11 protein-coding genes are annotated in these 14,066 nt (G+C 69.0%); 3 read left to right on the top strand and 8 right to left on the bottom strand.

The window, feature by feature from the left end; genetic code table 11:
- Positions 1-22 precede the first annotated feature (22 nt).
- The 3 genes from RBL05_RS11745 to RBL05_RS11735 are packed head-to-tail and all read right to left on the bottom strand — an operon-like array spanning position 23 to position 3,401.
- The gene (locus RBL05_RS11745) at positions 23-904 is read right to left on the bottom strand and encodes a sugar phosphate isomerase/epimerase family protein (RefSeq protein ID WP_308739316.1); all 882 of its coding nucleotides are present in this window, start codon (positions 902-904) and stop codon (positions 23-25) included.
- A complete protein-coding gene (locus tag RBL05_RS11740; RefSeq protein WP_318603653.1) occupies positions 901-2,226 on the bottom strand; it encodes a DUF993 family protein in 1,326 nt (441 codons plus the stop codon). The genes RBL05_RS11745 and RBL05_RS11740 overlap by 4 nt, the downstream gene beginning before the upstream one ends.
- A 2-nt stretch (positions 2,227-2,228) precedes the next feature.
- Positions 2,229-3,401 carry a Gfo/Idh/MocA family protein gene (locus RBL05_RS11735; protein WP_308739317.1) on the bottom strand — a complete coding sequence of 391 codons (1,173 nt, stop codon included), beginning with the start codon at positions 3,399-3,401 and terminating at the stop codon, positions 2,229-2,231.
- A 291-nt stretch (positions 3,402-3,692) separates the two neighbouring features.
- Here RBL05_RS11735 and RBL05_RS11730 point away from each other — a divergent pair, with 291 nt between their 5' ends.
- Positions 3,693-5,192 (top strand): hypothetical protein, encoded by a 1,500-nt coding sequence (locus RBL05_RS11730; RefSeq protein ID WP_308739318.1) that lies wholly within the window; start codon positions 3,693-3,695, stop codon positions 5,190-5,192.
- Positions 5,193-5,494: 302 nt separating this feature from the next.
- On the opposite strand, the gene RBL05_RS11725 is transcribed toward RBL05_RS11730, so the two are convergent.
- Positions 5,495-6,229, bottom strand: a complete 735-nt coding sequence (locus RBL05_RS11725) for a sugar phosphate isomerase/epimerase family protein (protein ID WP_308739319.1) — start codon at positions 6,227-6,229, stop codon at positions 5,495-5,497.
- A gap of 218 nt (positions 6,230-6,447) precedes the next feature.
- Here RBL05_RS11725 and RBL05_RS11720 point away from each other — a divergent pair, with 218 nt between their 5' ends.
- Entirely contained in the window at positions 6,448-7,776 is a 1,329-nt protein-coding gene (locus RBL05_RS11720) for an ISL3 family transposase (RefSeq protein WP_308739320.1), read from the top strand.
- A 98-nt stretch (positions 7,777-7,874) separates the two neighbouring features.
- Here RBL05_RS11720 and RBL05_RS11715 read toward each other — a convergent pair whose 3' ends face one another.
- From RBL05_RS11715 to RBL05_RS11705, 3 genes are read right to left on the bottom strand one after another with little or no spacing between them, the layout of a single operon-like run.
- Complete coding sequence (locus RBL05_RS11715; RefSeq protein WP_308739321.1) at positions 7,875-8,912, bottom strand: carbohydrate ABC transporter permease; 1,038 nt, start codon at positions 8,910-8,912, stop codon at positions 7,875-7,877.
- Positions 8,909-9,940 carry an ABC transporter permease gene (locus RBL05_RS11710; protein ID WP_308739322.1) on the bottom strand — a complete coding sequence of 344 codons (1,032 nt, stop codon included), beginning with the start codon at positions 9,938-9,940 and terminating at the stop codon, positions 8,909-8,911. Before RBL05_RS11710 ends, RBL05_RS11715 begins: the two co-directional genes overlap by 4 nt.
- Complete coding sequence (locus RBL05_RS11705) at positions 9,937-11,538, bottom strand: extracellular solute-binding protein (protein WP_308739323.1); 1,602 nt, start codon at positions 11,536-11,538, stop codon at positions 9,937-9,939. The genes RBL05_RS11710 and RBL05_RS11705 overlap by 4 nt, the downstream gene beginning before the upstream one ends.
- Before the next feature lie 231 nt (positions 11,539-11,769).
- Here RBL05_RS11705 and RBL05_RS11700 point away from each other — a divergent pair, with 231 nt between their 5' ends.
- Complete coding sequence (locus RBL05_RS11700; RefSeq protein WP_318603652.1) at positions 11,770-12,792, top strand: LacI family DNA-binding transcriptional regulator; 1,023 nt, start codon at positions 11,770-11,772, stop codon at positions 12,790-12,792.
- Between the two features lie 692 nt (positions 12,793-13,484).
- Here RBL05_RS11700 and RBL05_RS11695 read toward each other — a convergent pair.
- Positions 13,485-14,039, bottom strand: a complete 555-nt coding sequence (locus RBL05_RS11695; RefSeq protein ID WP_308739325.1) for a hypothetical protein — start codon at positions 14,037-14,039, stop codon at positions 13,485-13,487.
- Positions 14,040-14,066: the final 27 nt, after the last annotated feature.

The raw sequence follows: 14,066 nt of genomic DNA, 5'->3' as shown, positions 1-14,066 counted from the left end.
GGTGGGCCCGTGGCCCGCCGTGTCACGCGTACGGCAGCACGAGCTCCTGGTACCGCTCGGCGATGATCCGTGCGGACTCCTCGGCGGGGGTCGCCCACACGTCCTCGTTGAAGATCTCGACCTCGATGTCCCCGGTGTAGCCGGCGGACTTGATCATTCGGGTGATCGCGGGGAAGTCGATGAACCCGTCGCCCATGTAGCCGCGGGAGTGCAGCGGCTCAGCGGCGAGCGGCAGGTTCCAGTCGCACACCTGGTAGGCGAGCAGACGGTCCGAGGCCGCGGCGCGCTGGATGGCGTGCTCGAGGTACGGGTCCCACCACACGTGGTAGGTGTCCACGACGACGCCGACGGCGGAGCTGCCGGAGGCCTCGGCGATGTCGAGGGCCTGATCGATGGTGGAGAGCACCGCCCGGTCGGCGGCGAACATGGGGTGCATCGGCTCGAGGGAGAGGCTCACGCCGCGCTCCTCGGCGTGGGGGGCGAGCTCGGCGATCGCCTCCGTGACCCGGGCTCGGGCGCCGACGATGTCCTTGTCGGCGCGGTCCACGCCACCGACGACCATGACGAGCGTGGGAGCGCCGAGCGCCGCGGTCTCGTCGATGGCGCGGCGGTTGTCCTCGAGCGCCGCGGCGCGGTCGGCCTCGGCGGAGGCGGTGAGGAAGCCGCCGCGGCACAGGGAGCTGACGCGCAGTCCGGCGTCGTCCACGCGGCAGCGCAGCGCGTCCAGGCCCACCTCCTGGACGTCCTGGCGCCACAGGCCCACGGCGTCGATGCCGCGCGAGACGGTCGCCTCGAGGAAGTCCTGCACGGGCGTGGTGCGGAAGGTCCAGCGGTTCAGGGACAGGCGGGGGACGGTGCCGGCGGCGTCGGTCCCGGTCCGTGACGTGCTGGTCTGCGTGCTCATACGGGGTCTCCTGTCAGGGCGGCTGCCAGGTCGTCGTGCGCGGCGCTGTCGCGCGTCGCCGCGTCGGCCGGGATCTCGTAGCCGGCCATCCGCAGCATCCCGTGCCAGCGCTCGGCGGCGAGCGCCGGGTCCTCGAGGTTGCCGGTGGTGGCGGCGAGCTCGATGGTGCGCGAGAGGTGCGGGAGGCTGCGGGCGGAGTGCATCCCGCCCACCATCGTGAACGCCTGCTGGTGGCCGTTCAGCCAGGCCAGGAACGCGACTCCGGTCTTGTAGTGGTAGGTCGGGGCGGAGAAGACGTGCCGCCCCAGCTGCTCGGCGGCGTCCAGGATGCGCCGCGCCTCGTCCACGTCGCCGCGGTCCAGTGCTTGCACGGCGGCGGAGGCGGCGGGAGCGGTCGCGGCGAAGGCGCCGAGCAGCGCGTCGGAGTACTCCCCACGGACCTGCTGCTCGTCGGCCCCGGTCGTCACGGTGCCGTCGCCGACGATGAGGTGGGAGAAGTGGAAGTCGTCCCCGGTCAGCATGCGCACACCCTCCGGGAGGCGCTCGCGCACGGCGATCTCGGCGGCGTCGTCCAGCAGGCTCATCTTCACGCCGCGGATCTTCGCGGGGTCCTGCTCGATGATGCGCATCATGGTGTCTGCTGCGTCGGCGCTCCTCGTGCTGCCGAAGTAGCCCTCCAGCTGCGGGTCGAAGACGGTGCCGAGCCAGTGCAGGACCACCGGGGCGGTGGCCTCGGCGAGCACGCGGCGGTAGACCTCCTCGTAGTCCGGGGCGGAGCGCGCGGTGCGGGCGAGGTGGCGGGAGGCCATGAGCACGGCCCCGGCGCCGGCCCGCTCGGTCGCGCCGAGCTGCTCGACGTAGGCCTCGACGATCTCGTCGAGGCTCAGGTCCCGCTCCTCGCGCTGGTCGGTGTTCACCCCGGCGACGACGAGGTCGCTCACCGTGGCGCCGGCGGGGAAGACCGCGGCGATCTCGGGGTCCTCGAGCGCGGCGCGGGCGGCGTCGGCCGTGCGGGAGATGAGCTCGCGGGTCGCCGCGGGGTCCAGGCCCATGTTGCGCTGGGCGGTGTCCATTGCGTCGGCGACGCCGAGGCCGCGGGACCACATGGTGCGGCGGAACGCGAGGGTCGCGTCCCAGTCCACGTCCGCCGGGGCGCCGGGGGTGTTATCGCCGTGGACCTTCGGCACCACGTGCACCGCGGCATAGACGACGCGGGAGCGCAGCGGCGCGGTGGGCGGAGCGAACGCCGGGGCGGGGTCCACGTCCAGGCGGCGCAGCGACCCGTCCTCGTCGAGCAGGGTGAGCTGCAGGGACTCGCTCATGCTCACACCTCCGTCAGCGGAGTGAGGGAGATGCGGCGGCCCTCGGCGGAGCTGGCGAGGCCCACCTCGGCCAGCCGCACGCCGCGCGCGCCGGAGAGGAAGTCGTACGGATAGTCGGAACCCTCCTCAGCGCCTGCCACATGGCGCAGGAAGTCCTCCCACTGCACCTTGAAGCCATTGTCGAAGCCGTCGGGCCCGGCGTTGTCCGGGACCTCGATCCAGTCGTCGTAGTAGTTGTGGGGATCCTTGACGTCGGGGTTCCACACGGGCTTCGGGGTCGCCTCCCGCGGCTGGATGCGCGCGCCGTGGAGGCCCACGACGGCGGAGCCCTCGGTGCCGTCGACCTGGAACTCGACCAGCTCGTCGCGGTGGACGCGCACGTCCCAGCTGGAGTTCATCTGCACGACGGCGCCGCCCTCGAGGCGGAAGACGCCGTAGGCGGCGTCGTCGGCGGTGGCGGTGTACTCCTGACCCCTCTCGTCCCAGCGCGTCCCGATGTGCGTGGCGGTCTGGGCGTAGACGTCCTCGATGCGGCCGAAGAGCTCCTCGATGACGTAGTTCCAGTGCGGGAACATGTCCGCGACGATGCCGCCGCCGTCCTCGGAGCGGTAGTTCCAGGAGGGCCGCTGGGCACTCTGCCAGTCGCCCTCGTAGACCCAGTAGCCGAACTCGCCGCGAACGGAGAGGATCTCGCCGAAGAAGCCGGAGTCGATCAGGCGGCGCAGCTTGAGCAGGCCGGGGAGGTAGAGCTTGTCGTGGACGACGCCGTTCACGACTCCGGCCTCCTTCGCCAGGCGGGCGAGCTCGAGCGCGTCCTCGAAGGACTCGGCGGTGGGCTTCTCGGTGTAGATCGCCTTGCCGGCGGAGATCGCCTTCTTCAGGTTCGCCACTCGCAGGTTCGTCACCAGCGCATCGAAGTAGACCTCGTAGTCCGGGTTCGCGAGCGCCTCGTCGACGTCGGTGGTCCAGTTCTTCAGGCCGTGGCGCTCGGCGATCGTGCGCAGCTTCTCCTCGTTGCGGCCGACGAGCAGCAGGTCCGGCATGAGCCGGTCGCCGCCCTCGAGCTCGACACCGCCCTGGTCGCGGATGGCGAGGAGGGAGCGGACCAGGTGCTGGCGGTAGCCCATGCGCCCGGTCGCGCCGTTGACGATGATGCCGATCCTGCGTTCTGCCATGTGGCTGCTCTCCTTCGAGGTCCTTGGGCCGCACTCGCAACCCCTGCGGCGGTAACCGCTTTCCATCTCGAATGATTAGACCACGGAGCATCTCGGTCGGGCAAGCGCGTGCCGACCGCATCGGGTCCGCAGCGAGGAACGACGACCAGCCGGAGAGATCCGACCCGGGGTTCTCCGTGCCATCGGCCGTTCCGCGGCTCTGACAGCATGGGCACCATGCGACCGCACCAGCCCGGGCTCGGCCCGTACCGATCGCCGGCATTCGCCCGCATCGCAGAGGAGGTCACCGCCGTGACAGCACGAGACCGACGACCGGCGAGCATCACCCGGCGAACGTTCGCGGGCGCGACGGTGCTCGCGCTCGCGGGAGGCCTCGCGGCCTGCACCGGGGGCGATCTCTCCGTCGAGCGCACCGAGTCCCCCGAGACCACGGTGCTGCCGGGCGACGATCTCCCCGCGGCGTCCGCCGCCCTGAGCGCGGCACTCTTCACCTCCTCGGACGTCGCCGTCCTCGCCGACGAGGCCTCGCTCGAGGCGCTGCTGCCGACGCTCGAGGGCTTCCCCGCCCCGGTGCTGGCGGGCATCGATCAGGCGGTCGCCGATGAGATCGACCGGCTCGGCGCGGCCACGCTCGTCGTCCCGGCGGGCGTCGATCCCGGCGATCTCGGGGACGGTCGGGAGATCATAGAGATCGACCTCTCCGCCGAGAACCCCGACCTCCCGAAGGTCTCCGCCGGGGAGGCGACCGACGCCGTGACGCTGCTGGTCGACCCGGAGGCGGCTTCGCCCGCACAGTCACTTGCGAGCGCCGTGGTCACCGCCGCGGGCGGATCCGTCGTCGAGACGCCCGGCGGGGACGTCGGCCGCAGCGGCGAGAGCGTCGCCGCGGCGAAGGAGGCGGCCGGAGAGGACGCCTCGGTGGGCGTGCTCGCGCTCGGCGACTCCTTCGGGGACGCCTCGTCGCTGGTGGAGGCGCTGGGCCGGGCCGCGACCACGACCGAGCTGCCCGGCGGCGGCGTCACCGCCTTCCCCGGCCGGCGCATGATCGCGGCCTACGGCTCCCCCGCCGTGCCCTCGCTCGGGATCCTCGGCGAGCAGGACCTCGAGCAGACCCTCGAGCGGGTGCAGGAGATGGTCGCCGAGTACGACGGGCTCGCCGAGGAGCCGGCCGTCCCCGCCCTCGAGATCATCACGACCATCGCCTCCTCGGAGCCGGGCGGCGACGGCGACTTCTCCTCCGAGCTGGGCGTCGAGGGACTGCGCGAGTGGGTCGATGCGGCGGGCGGGGCCGGGGTGTACGTGGTGCTGGACCTGCAGCCGGGCACCACCGACTTCCTCACCCAGGCGAAGCGCTACGAGGAGCTGCTGACCGCCCCGCACGTCGGACTGGCACTGGATGCCGAGTGGCGGCTGGAGCCCGGGCAGAAGCATCTCGAGCAGATCGGCTCGGTCACCGCGGCGGAGATCAACGAGGTCTCCACCTGGCTCGCGGACCTCACGGCGGAGCACGGCCTGCCGCAGAAGGTGCTGATCCTGCACCAGTTCAACCTCTCGATGATCTCCGACCGTCAGGACGTGGACACCTCCCGCCCCGAGCTCGCGATCACCCTGCACGCCGACGGGCACGGCACCCCCGAGGACAAGCTCGCCACCTGGAACGCGCTCCAGCAGGACCTGCCGGGCGGGATCTTCATGGCGTGGAAGAACTTCCACGACGAGGACACCCCGATGTTCACCCCGGAGGAGACCTTCGCCCTCGAGCCCCGGCCCTGGTTCGTCTCGTACCAGTGAAGGAGGCGACGGCTCGAATCCGGCCTCAGCGGGCGCCTGGCGGCAGCCCCCGCGCCGCGCACGACGCTACGACAGGTCGCCGTCGGCGCCGACGGCGACGAGACGTCAACGGCGCGCCGCGAGGTGGTGCTCCCCGCCCCGAGCCGCACGCCGAGGGGCTGTCCGGACTCCATGAAGCTCTCGGCTACCGCACCCCGGCGAGCATCGAGGCGACCTGCACCCGACCCACTGCCTTCGCGCCCGCGACCGCCGAACCACGGGACGGAGCCCAGGGCGCTGCGGGCCAGACGCGCGCGAACGATTTACAGGATCCGGCGAAGATGAGCGAGCGAAGTATCAATACCCTCGAATATGTCTCCAGCGTAGTCGTCGAATTCGATCACGCCGTAGGCTGCTCCTGCCGCGGCCTGCAGCGTTCCCGCGAGCGGCATCGCTCCGGCACCTAAGGGCAACTGGTTTCCGGGGTCTGCGGACAGGTCGCCGTCTTTGAGGTGCACCAGCTGGACGCGGCTGCCCAGCGCGTCCAGCAGCACCGGGACATCGACTCCTGCCACGGCAGCCCAGTAGCTGTCGACTTCAAGGATGACCTGCGGATCGAGCTCTGCGGCGAAAAGTTCCAGGGCGCTGCGACCCTCGAGGCGCGAAGCAATCTCGAAGTGGTGGTTGTGGTATCCGACGCGGATGCCGTAAGCAGCGGCCGCCGCGGCTCGGTCGTTCAGTCGTGCGGACAGAGCGCGTACCTTACCGGCGTCGGTCCAATCCTCCCGTTCCCAATACGGGTCGATAAGGTACTGCACGCCGACGGCCTGGGCCGCCTCGAGCACTTCCTGGAAATCTCCGTCACCTAGAAACGACTGATGGGCGCTAGGGAAGGTGATCGGCACGGGGGCGCTCGCCTCAACGAGGTCCTCGCTGAACTGGAGGAGATTGAATGGCTCTGCATAACTAAATCCAAGGTCGACCAAGCGCTGCAAGGCTCCTTGAAAGTCTGTCGCGAGCGCATCGCGAACACTGTACAGCTGGATGGAGATCTGCATGGGTTTCCTCCACAGGGGTGGCGTTCATTCTTGGCGTATCGCCACCGAAACGGTCAAGCGATAATATCTGGAACCCCTGCTCATCAACTGACGAGACTGAATCCGGCTCTTCAGAGTTGAGTGTGGGCGCGCCGGTGGCGTCGGGTAGCTGGGGATAGACGTCGAGGTCCTCGATGATGAGCGGACTTCTACCCCCGCTAATCTCAAGGACCTCGACAATGCCCAACCATAGTTGCGTATGCCCTGACGCGCTTGACCGCTGCGACCGATGCGATCTTCTACTCGACTTCCCCAGCCTCCATCTGCTCACGGTCACGAAGGACCGGCGAGGTGGCCTGGCGCTCGAGGTGGAGTCCTGCGACTCGGTGACCGGTTGCCCTGGTTGCGGTGTCATTGCGACTGGTCACGGCCGAGTGGTGGTCGAGATGATCGACGCGCCATGGGCTGGCCGACCGGTGCGAATCCGGTGGCGCAAGCGCCGCTGGATCTGCCTCGAGCGCGTTTGCACGGTGACGACCTTCGCCGAGCAGAACCCGGAGGTCTGTGCACCGCGGGGCCTGCTGAGCACGCGCGCGATCCGCTGGGCGATCGGACAACTCCGGCGCGAGGGAGCGACGATCCAGGGCCTGGCCCGCCAGCTCGGCACGACCTGGAACACGCTCTGGTCCCAGGTCCGGCCAGTCCTGATCAAGGCCGCGAACGACCCGTCCCGGTTCGAGGGCGTGCAGGTCCTGGGCGTGGACGAACACATCTGGCACCACCGGGACCCGCGCCGGCGCGGACCGAAGGAGCTCACCGGGATGGTCGATCTGACTCGCGGCACCCACCCCACCGCCAGACTTCTCGACCTCGTCCCAGGCCGATCCGGCAAGGCCTACCGAGACTGGCTCGACGAGCGCGGCGACGAGTTCCGCAAGCGGGTCGAGATCGCGACGCTGGACCCGTTCCAGGGATACAAGAACGCGATCGATGACCAGCTCGAGGACGCCACCTGCGTGCTGGATGCGTTCCACATCGTGAAGCTCGCCGGGGCTGCAGTCGATGACGTTCGCCGCCGGATCCAGCAGGAGACTCTCGGCCACCGAGGCCGCAAGGGCGACCCCCTCTACGGGATCCGTCATGTTCTCCGCGCTGGACGGGAGCGCCTCACGCCGCGCCAGCAGACCCGCCTGGCCAGCGCATTCGCGGCCCATCCCGATCACGTCGCGGTCGAGGTCGCCTACCAGTGCGCCCAGGACCTCCGAGGCGTGTTCCACCAGCCCACGCCCGCCCAGGGACGCCGCCTCGCCGAGCGGCTGATCGCTGCGCTGCCATCCTGCCCGATCCCCGAGATCGCCAGGCTCGGGAAGACCCTGCGCCGCTGGCGGACGGCGTTCCTGGCCTACTTCGACACCGATGGCGCGAGCAACGGCGGCACAGAGGCCGTCAACGGGATCATCGAACTCGGCCGCCGCATCGCCCGCGGCTTCCGCAACTTCGAGCACTACCGCCTCCGAATGCTCCTCATCACCGGCGGCCTCGACGCCTCACCCCACACACAACTCTGAAGAGCCCTGAATCCGACACGGGGGCTGCCTGCGGGGCGCTCCACAAGCGAGATTCTGGTGATGGGAGGCGACGACCGGGGCGTTCGGTCAGGCAGGGCTCATCCCTTGATCGCCCCGAAAATGACCCCCTTGGTGAAGTGCCGCTGCACGAAGGGGTACACGAGCAGGATGGGCACGAGAGCGAACACCACGATCGCCATCTTCAGCGCAAGGCTGGCGGGCGGTCGAGCGCCGGCGACCCCGGCGGGGGTGAGCTCCGAGCCCGGCAGCTCGACGCCCTCGAGGACGTAGGATCGCAGCACCATCTGCAGGGGCCACTTGGCGCTGTCCTGGAGGTAGAGCATCGCGTTGAAGAAGGCGTTCCAGTACCCGACGCCGTAGAACAGCGCCACCACCGCGACCACTGCAGTGGACATCGGCAGCACGATGGTGCCGAGGATTCGGAACTCCCCGGCGCCGTCTATCCGCGCGGCCTCGAGGATGCCGGTGTCGATGCCCATGAAGAACGCTCTCAAGATGAGGATGTTGAACGCCGAGACGGCGCCCGGCAGGATCAGCGAGAGATATGTGTCGATCAGGCCCAGCTCTGAGACCACCAGGTAGGTGGGGATCATGCCGGCCGAGAAGAACATCGTGACGAGGAACAGGAACAGGATCGGTCGGTGCAGCAATGAGTCGGTCCGGCTGAGCCCATAGGCGGCCAGCACCGAGACGGCGGTCGACAACAGGGTGCCGGCTGCCGTCACGCCGACGCTGACCAGGATCGAGCGCGTCACCACTCCTCCGCTGAGGATCGCTGAGTACGCGGACAGGGTGAGCTCGCCGGGAACCAGCACCATGCCCCCGGCCTCGGTGATGGTGGCGTCCGAGGAGAGGGACGTCAGCACCACGGTGTACAGCGGGAGCAGCACGATGAGCACGATCAGGCTCAGTGCGAGCGCCTTCCCGGTCTTCTCGAGGACGGTCGGCTTCTCCGCCCAGGCCGGCCGCTGATTGCTGCCATGCGCCCGGCGCAGAGGTCCCCCGAGCCTGCCCAGCCAGCCCCTGCTGCCCTCCGGCCGGGGGGCCCCGAGGGCGCTCTGCGTCGCGGGGACGGTCTGATCGGCGATGCCGGATCCAGGTGCGCTCGTGCTCATCGGGCCTCCCTCTGATAGACGCCGGCCTCACCGAAGACGTGGGCCAGTTTGTTGGCGCCGAGCACCAGGATCAGCGAGACGACGCCCTTGATCAGGCCCGCTGCGGCCGCGTACGACCAGTCCCCACCGATGACGCCCTGATAATAGACATAGGTGTCGAGAACCTCTGCGGCGCCCTGTCCCACGGCGCCGCGCTGCAGGATCAGCTGCTCGAAGCCGACGGTGAGGGCATCGCCGAGGCGCAGGATCAGCAGCAGAATGATGGTAGGCCTGATAGCGGGCAGGGTGATCGACCACATCCTTCGCCACTTGCCGGCGCCGTCGACGGCCGCAGCCTCGTACTGTGCAGGGTCGATGGTGCTCAAGGCAGCGAGGAAGATGATCATGCCCCAGCCGGCGTCCTTCCACACCGCCTGCGACGTGACCAGGAGCAGGAAGGTATCCGGGTTGGTCATGATCTCGATGGGCGCCATGCCGGCATCACGCAGGATGCGGTTCAGCAGGCCGGCGCCGCCGAGGATCTGCTGGAAGATCGTCACGACGAGCACCCAGGAGAAGAAGTGGGGCAGGTAGACGATCGACTGGATGGTGGTACGGATCCACGGAGTCAGCACCGAGTTGAGCAACAGTGCCAGGGCGATCGGCACCGGGAAGAAGAACACCAGCTGGAACGTGGTGATCGTGAGGGTGTTGACCACCGCATCCCAGAAGGAGGGCGTGCGGAACACGCGCGCGAAGTTCTCCCAGCCCGCCCAGGGGTTCTCGAACAACGCGACGTACGGCGAGTAGTGCTGCCACGCGATCACGTTGCCGAACATCGGCACGTACATGAACACGATCATCAAAGCCACAGCGGGCAGGACCATCGCCAGCAGCGGCCAGTCACGCCGCAGCCGTTTACCAAGGGGGATCCGGCGGCGCTCGACCGGGGCGCCCGTGTCGCTTCGAGACGGCGGGTTCTCGTCGGCCCCCACCGGGGAAGTTCGGACTGAGCGGGGGGCGCCCGTGGCCCCCTGGTCGGCAGTCATGCGCCGAGCTCGTCGTAGATGGCCTGGTAGTACTCCCGCATACGATCACCTCCGGAGCTCCGCCAGGTCTCGACCGCCTGATCGAAGTCGTCCATCGACTTACGTCCTCGCGCCACGTCCTTCTCGAGGTCGTACATCGGCTGGTCGAGCGCCGCATACTCAACGGGGCGGGGGATCTGCCGGCCGTAGAAAGGTCCCTCGACCATGTGCTCGGTCTCCGCCGCCATCCACTCGCAGTACTCACGCACATGGTCCGGGTCGGTGAAGTCGAATTTGGCGACCGGTCCGGTGACGAGCGTGGACAGCACCCCCGGATGCTCCTCGGCGAGCTGGTCAGTGGCGACCGGGACCCCGCCCTCGCCACGCTCGAAGTGGACACCCTCCGTACCGAAGTTGACCCGCTCCCATTCCTTCGTGCCGAAAGGGGCGGCCAGATAGTTCGCGATACGAAGCAGCTCTTCGATGCGGGCCTCGTCGTCGACCTTCTTCAGAAAGCTGAAGAAGTTCGCCGCGTTACCCGCGTACCGGATCGGATCGGACCCTGTGGCCGACAGACCGCTCATCGGGACCTGCCGATAGTCGGGGTTCGAGGCTCGGACTCGCTTCGTGGACTCGCCCCATGCGCCTATCCCGTCGTAATGGATGGCGACCTGCCCGGATTCGAAGCGCTGCTTGGCGTCGCCAGAATCGGCAGCTACGTCGGGGTGGACCAGACCGTTCTCGAAAAGCTGGACCTGGAACTCGAGCGCATCGCGGTACTCCTGGGTCTCCCAGCGGTAGATCAGCGCACCGTCGTCATCCCTCCAGTCCGGCGGGGCTCCGAACAGCAGGTTGGGTGCTCCGACGTTCATGTCGTTGACCGCCCACCGATTGGCGCCGGGATCGGTCAGCTCCTCGCAGACCTGCAGGAACTCCTCGGCCGTGGTCGGGGGCTGGAGTCCGAGGGAGTCGAGGATATCGGCGCGGTAGAAGATCGCATCGGTGACGATCTCGCCCGGAACAGGAATCCCGTAGAGCTTGCCGCCGAACACCCCGAACTCCCACGCGGCGGTCGGGAGGTTGGCGAGGTTCGGCCAGCGCGAGATCTTGTCCCCGGCAAGGAACGGCGTGAGGTCCTGGAACACGGACTCGACGGCCTGCGCGAAGCGCGGGGGTGGGTTCCAGCCGAACACGGAGACCCAGTCCGCGACGTCATCGGGAGAGGCGAAGACAGCGGCCTGCTTGTCGCGATAATCGTTGCCTGTAGTCATCTGATACGTCAGCGTCGCGCCCAGAGCCTCGTCGAGCCCCTTGGTGAAGGAATTGTCGGGGCTGGACTGAACCGCGCTCCAGGTCGGAACCATCAGCGAGAAGGTGCCGCCCGATCCTGGCGGCGCCTCGACGGTCTGCGGCAGGTCGGCAGGATAGGTCGTATACCCAGGGGTGGAGCCGTTCCGGCCGGGGATGTCCGGAGTCACGGCAGTCTGCTCGGCGTAGGTGGGGAGCTCGACCTCCGCGGCGGCGGCGACGTCGTCGGCCGCCTGCTCGGAGGGCTCCTCCGCACCGCAGGCCGCAAGGACGGGGAACAGCGTGGCGGCGCCGAGGCCGGCGAGGACCATGCGACGTGAGGCGAAGTGGGGGGTGGGGCCGGGCCGGACGTTCATGAAGGGCTCCTTCGTTGCGAGCGGGCGCAGGCGACTCTGCCTACCTATAGACCTGATCCGTGTCGAGCGCTTAGCATCAGCCTGGTCACGGCGGGTTTACCGGTCCACTCGGGTCAGGGTAGGCCCCCCTCCGGCGCCGGTCAATGCGTCGACCAGTGTGTCGGCCGGGCCGAACAGGGAGAACCTATGAGCAGTCTGCGCGAGGTGGCGGCAGTCGCCGGCGTCAGTCGAATGACGGTCTCGAACGTGATCAACGGCCATCACCACAAAGTTTCCGCCGCGACGATCGCTCGGGTCCGCCAGGTCATCGCCGACCTGGAGTACGTCCCCGACGCGCAGGCTCGCTCCCTTGCCGCCAACCGATCACGGATGATCGGCATGGTCATCCACCACCCGGATGAGCGCCGCGACTTGCTCGAGAATCCGCATGACGCGATCCTGCTCGGGGCTGTCGAGCGGGCGGCCACCGCTCATGGCTTCTCCCTCATCACCGCCTCCAGCGCGGATGTCGTCACCACAGCCAGGGCTGTGGGCTCGTGGCGGACGGACGGTTTGATCGTCTACGGCTCGGTGGCCGACGAGATCAATGAGCTCGAGCGCACCCAGGCGCGGCCGCTCGTCTTCCTCGACAATTACTCGCGCCAGGCGCGGGTGCACGTCGTGGGGGTCGATGACCACCACGGAGGAAAGACGGCCGGTCAGCACCTCATCGAGCTCGGCCATCGACGTCTGGCCTTTGCGGGGCCGCTCGGCTCGACCGACGGCGTCGTCGCTCGACGATTAGCGGGACTGCGATCAGCGGTCGCCGCCGCCCCGCACGTTGAGATCACCCAGGTGGTGTCCGCTGACCATGGACCGTGCGCCGCCGCACGAGTGGCTGAGCGGCTCCTTACCGGAACCAACCGTCCGTCCGCAGTGATCGCTGCGAGCGACACGCTCGCAGGGGAACTCGTCGGCGAGCTGCTCGATCGCAGCGTGGACGTGCCCGGGCAGATGTCGGTCGTGGGCTTCGACGACACGGCCATCAGCCGGTGGATGCGCCCTCAGCTCACATCGGTCAGCCAGGACATCCCCGCAAAGGCCTCTATCGCAGTCGATCTGCTGATCCGCCTCATAGAAGGAGAGCCGCACGAAGAGGCCGGCTCCCCGGCCCGCCTACCAATGGTGCTGGTGCCGCGGCAGAGCACCGCTCCCCCGCCGACGACGTGAGCGTGACTGTCGCACGTGTCGGGGCCTCCGATCCGCGGCGCTTCTCGCGCCGCTTCTGGACGTTGCACAGGGCTGGACCCGTCGACCCGTCGTGCGCGATATCGGACGAGCTGACCACATGTTGACTCGAACAGCCCTTTCGCGCCCCCACGAGGCGGGCCGGAGGGCCCGTACCGGAGTGCCGACGCGCACGTCGGCTCGGCGGCTGTCGAGGAACAGGCCGATGTTGCTCGCGTCGGTCTCGGCGATGAGGGCGCGGGCGTCGGTGATGTCGTGGACGAAAGGGTCACGCTCGGTGGACCAGAAGGCCTTCGGCCCGATGTACTCCAGCCCGAGCCGCAGGTCGTGGTCGGCGAGGATCTCGGAGACCGGCGACAGACGTCCGGCGTGCAGGCGCCGGTTCGCGGCATGGTCGAGGGTCTGGTGCATGGGCCGGATCCACGTGCCCACGGCGGCGGTGAGCAGCTCGAGGATCTCAGGCAGGGGTCCGAGAGCAGTGCGGAATTCCTCGGCCGGGGAGTCCCAGCGCTCCGGGCGACTGGGAGAAGAACACCCTCGAAGCCCAGGTGTCGTTGGTCATGACCTTGTCGATGCTGGCGTGCAGATGTGAGGCCGGGGGTTGATCTGGGACACTTCGTGCACGGGGTTGGACGACGTGGTGGAGCGGTGCGCTCAGGCGCCGCAGCGGCCCCTCACCCCTCGGGGGCCCGCAGGGCGAGGACGGCGTCGGCCGGCCACACGTACTCGTCGTCGCAGCGGAAGCCCCGCAGCCAGGTGACGCCGTCGACGACACGCAGGTAGAAGCCCTTGGGGTAGTCGTGGTCCGCGCGGAGAGGTGCGGAGTGGACGTGCACGGCGCCGGTCGGTGCCCTCCCGGCGGAGAGGATCGAGTCCGGGGCCTGCCCCTGGTCCGTGATGGCGAGGCGGAGGTAAGGGCCGGCGTCCGGCGGCAGCGGGGCGAGACCCTGCGCCCGTGCCGCAGCGGTGATCTGCGGGAGGGTGCCGCCCGAGGCGAGGCCGAGCTGGTGGAGGCTGCGCTGCACGACCTCGAGCGTCTCCGGTGCGCGGGTGTCGAAGCACGAATCCTCGAGAAGCGTGCGCGCGCCGTCGTTCAGCTGGATGCAGAGCTTAGAGAGCCGGGTGCGCAGCTCCTCCCTGCTCGCCCCGCCGACCAGCAGCTGCAGCGGGGCGCGCCCGCCCGCAAGGCTCGGCTCGTCGCCGGCGCCGGATCCGCCGACGGCCGTCATCGCCCCACCTTCAGAGCCGTGTTCGTC

Origin of the sequence: Brachybacterium sp. GU-2 (assembly GCF_030866705.2) — a bacterium.
Classification (GTDB): Bacteria; Actinomycetota; Actinomycetes; order Actinomycetales; family Dermabacteraceae; genus Brachybacterium; species Brachybacterium conglomeratum.
The sequence above is the reverse complement of the archived record's forward strand: the minus strand, read 5'-3'. Positions and strand labels throughout refer to the sequence as shown.

Coding starts and splice junctions, on each gene's coding strand:
- RBL05_RS11745 (WP_308739316.1), bottom strand. CDS start 904: ATGAGCACGCAGACCAGCACGTCACGGACCGGGACCGACGCCGCCGGC.
- RBL05_RS11740 (WP_318603653.1), bottom strand. CDS start 2,226: ATGAGCGAGTCCCTGCAGCTCACCCTGCTCGACGAGGACGGGTCGCTG.
- RBL05_RS11735 (WP_308739317.1), bottom strand. CDS start 3,401: ATGGCAGAACGCAGGATCGGCATCATCGTCAACGGCGCGACCGGGCGC.
- RBL05_RS11725 (WP_308739319.1), bottom strand. CDS start 6,229: ATGCAGATCTCCATCCAGCTGTACAGTGTTCGCGATGCGCTCGCGACA.
- RBL05_RS11720 (WP_308739320.1), top strand. CDS start 6,448: ATGCCCAACCATAGTTGCGTATGCCCTGACGCGCTTGACCGCTGCGAC.
- RBL05_RS11715 (WP_308739321.1), bottom strand. CDS start 8,912: ATGAGCACGAGCGCACCTGGATCCGGCATCGCCGATCAGACCGTCCCC.
- RBL05_RS11710 (WP_308739322.1), bottom strand. CDS start 9,940: ATGACTGCCGACCAGGGGGCCACGGGCGCCCCCCGCTCAGTCCGAACT.
- RBL05_RS11705 (WP_308739323.1), bottom strand. CDS start 11,538: ATGGTCCTCGCCGGCCTCGGCGCCGCCACGCTGTTCCCCGTCCTTGCG.
- RBL05_RS11700 (WP_318603652.1), top strand. CDS start 11,770: ATGAGCAGTCTGCGCGAGGTGGCGGCAGTCGCCGGCGTCAGTCGAATG.
- RBL05_RS11695 (WP_308739325.1), bottom strand. CDS start 14,039: ATGACGGCCGTCGGCGGATCCGGCGCCGGCGACGAGCCGAGCCTTGCG.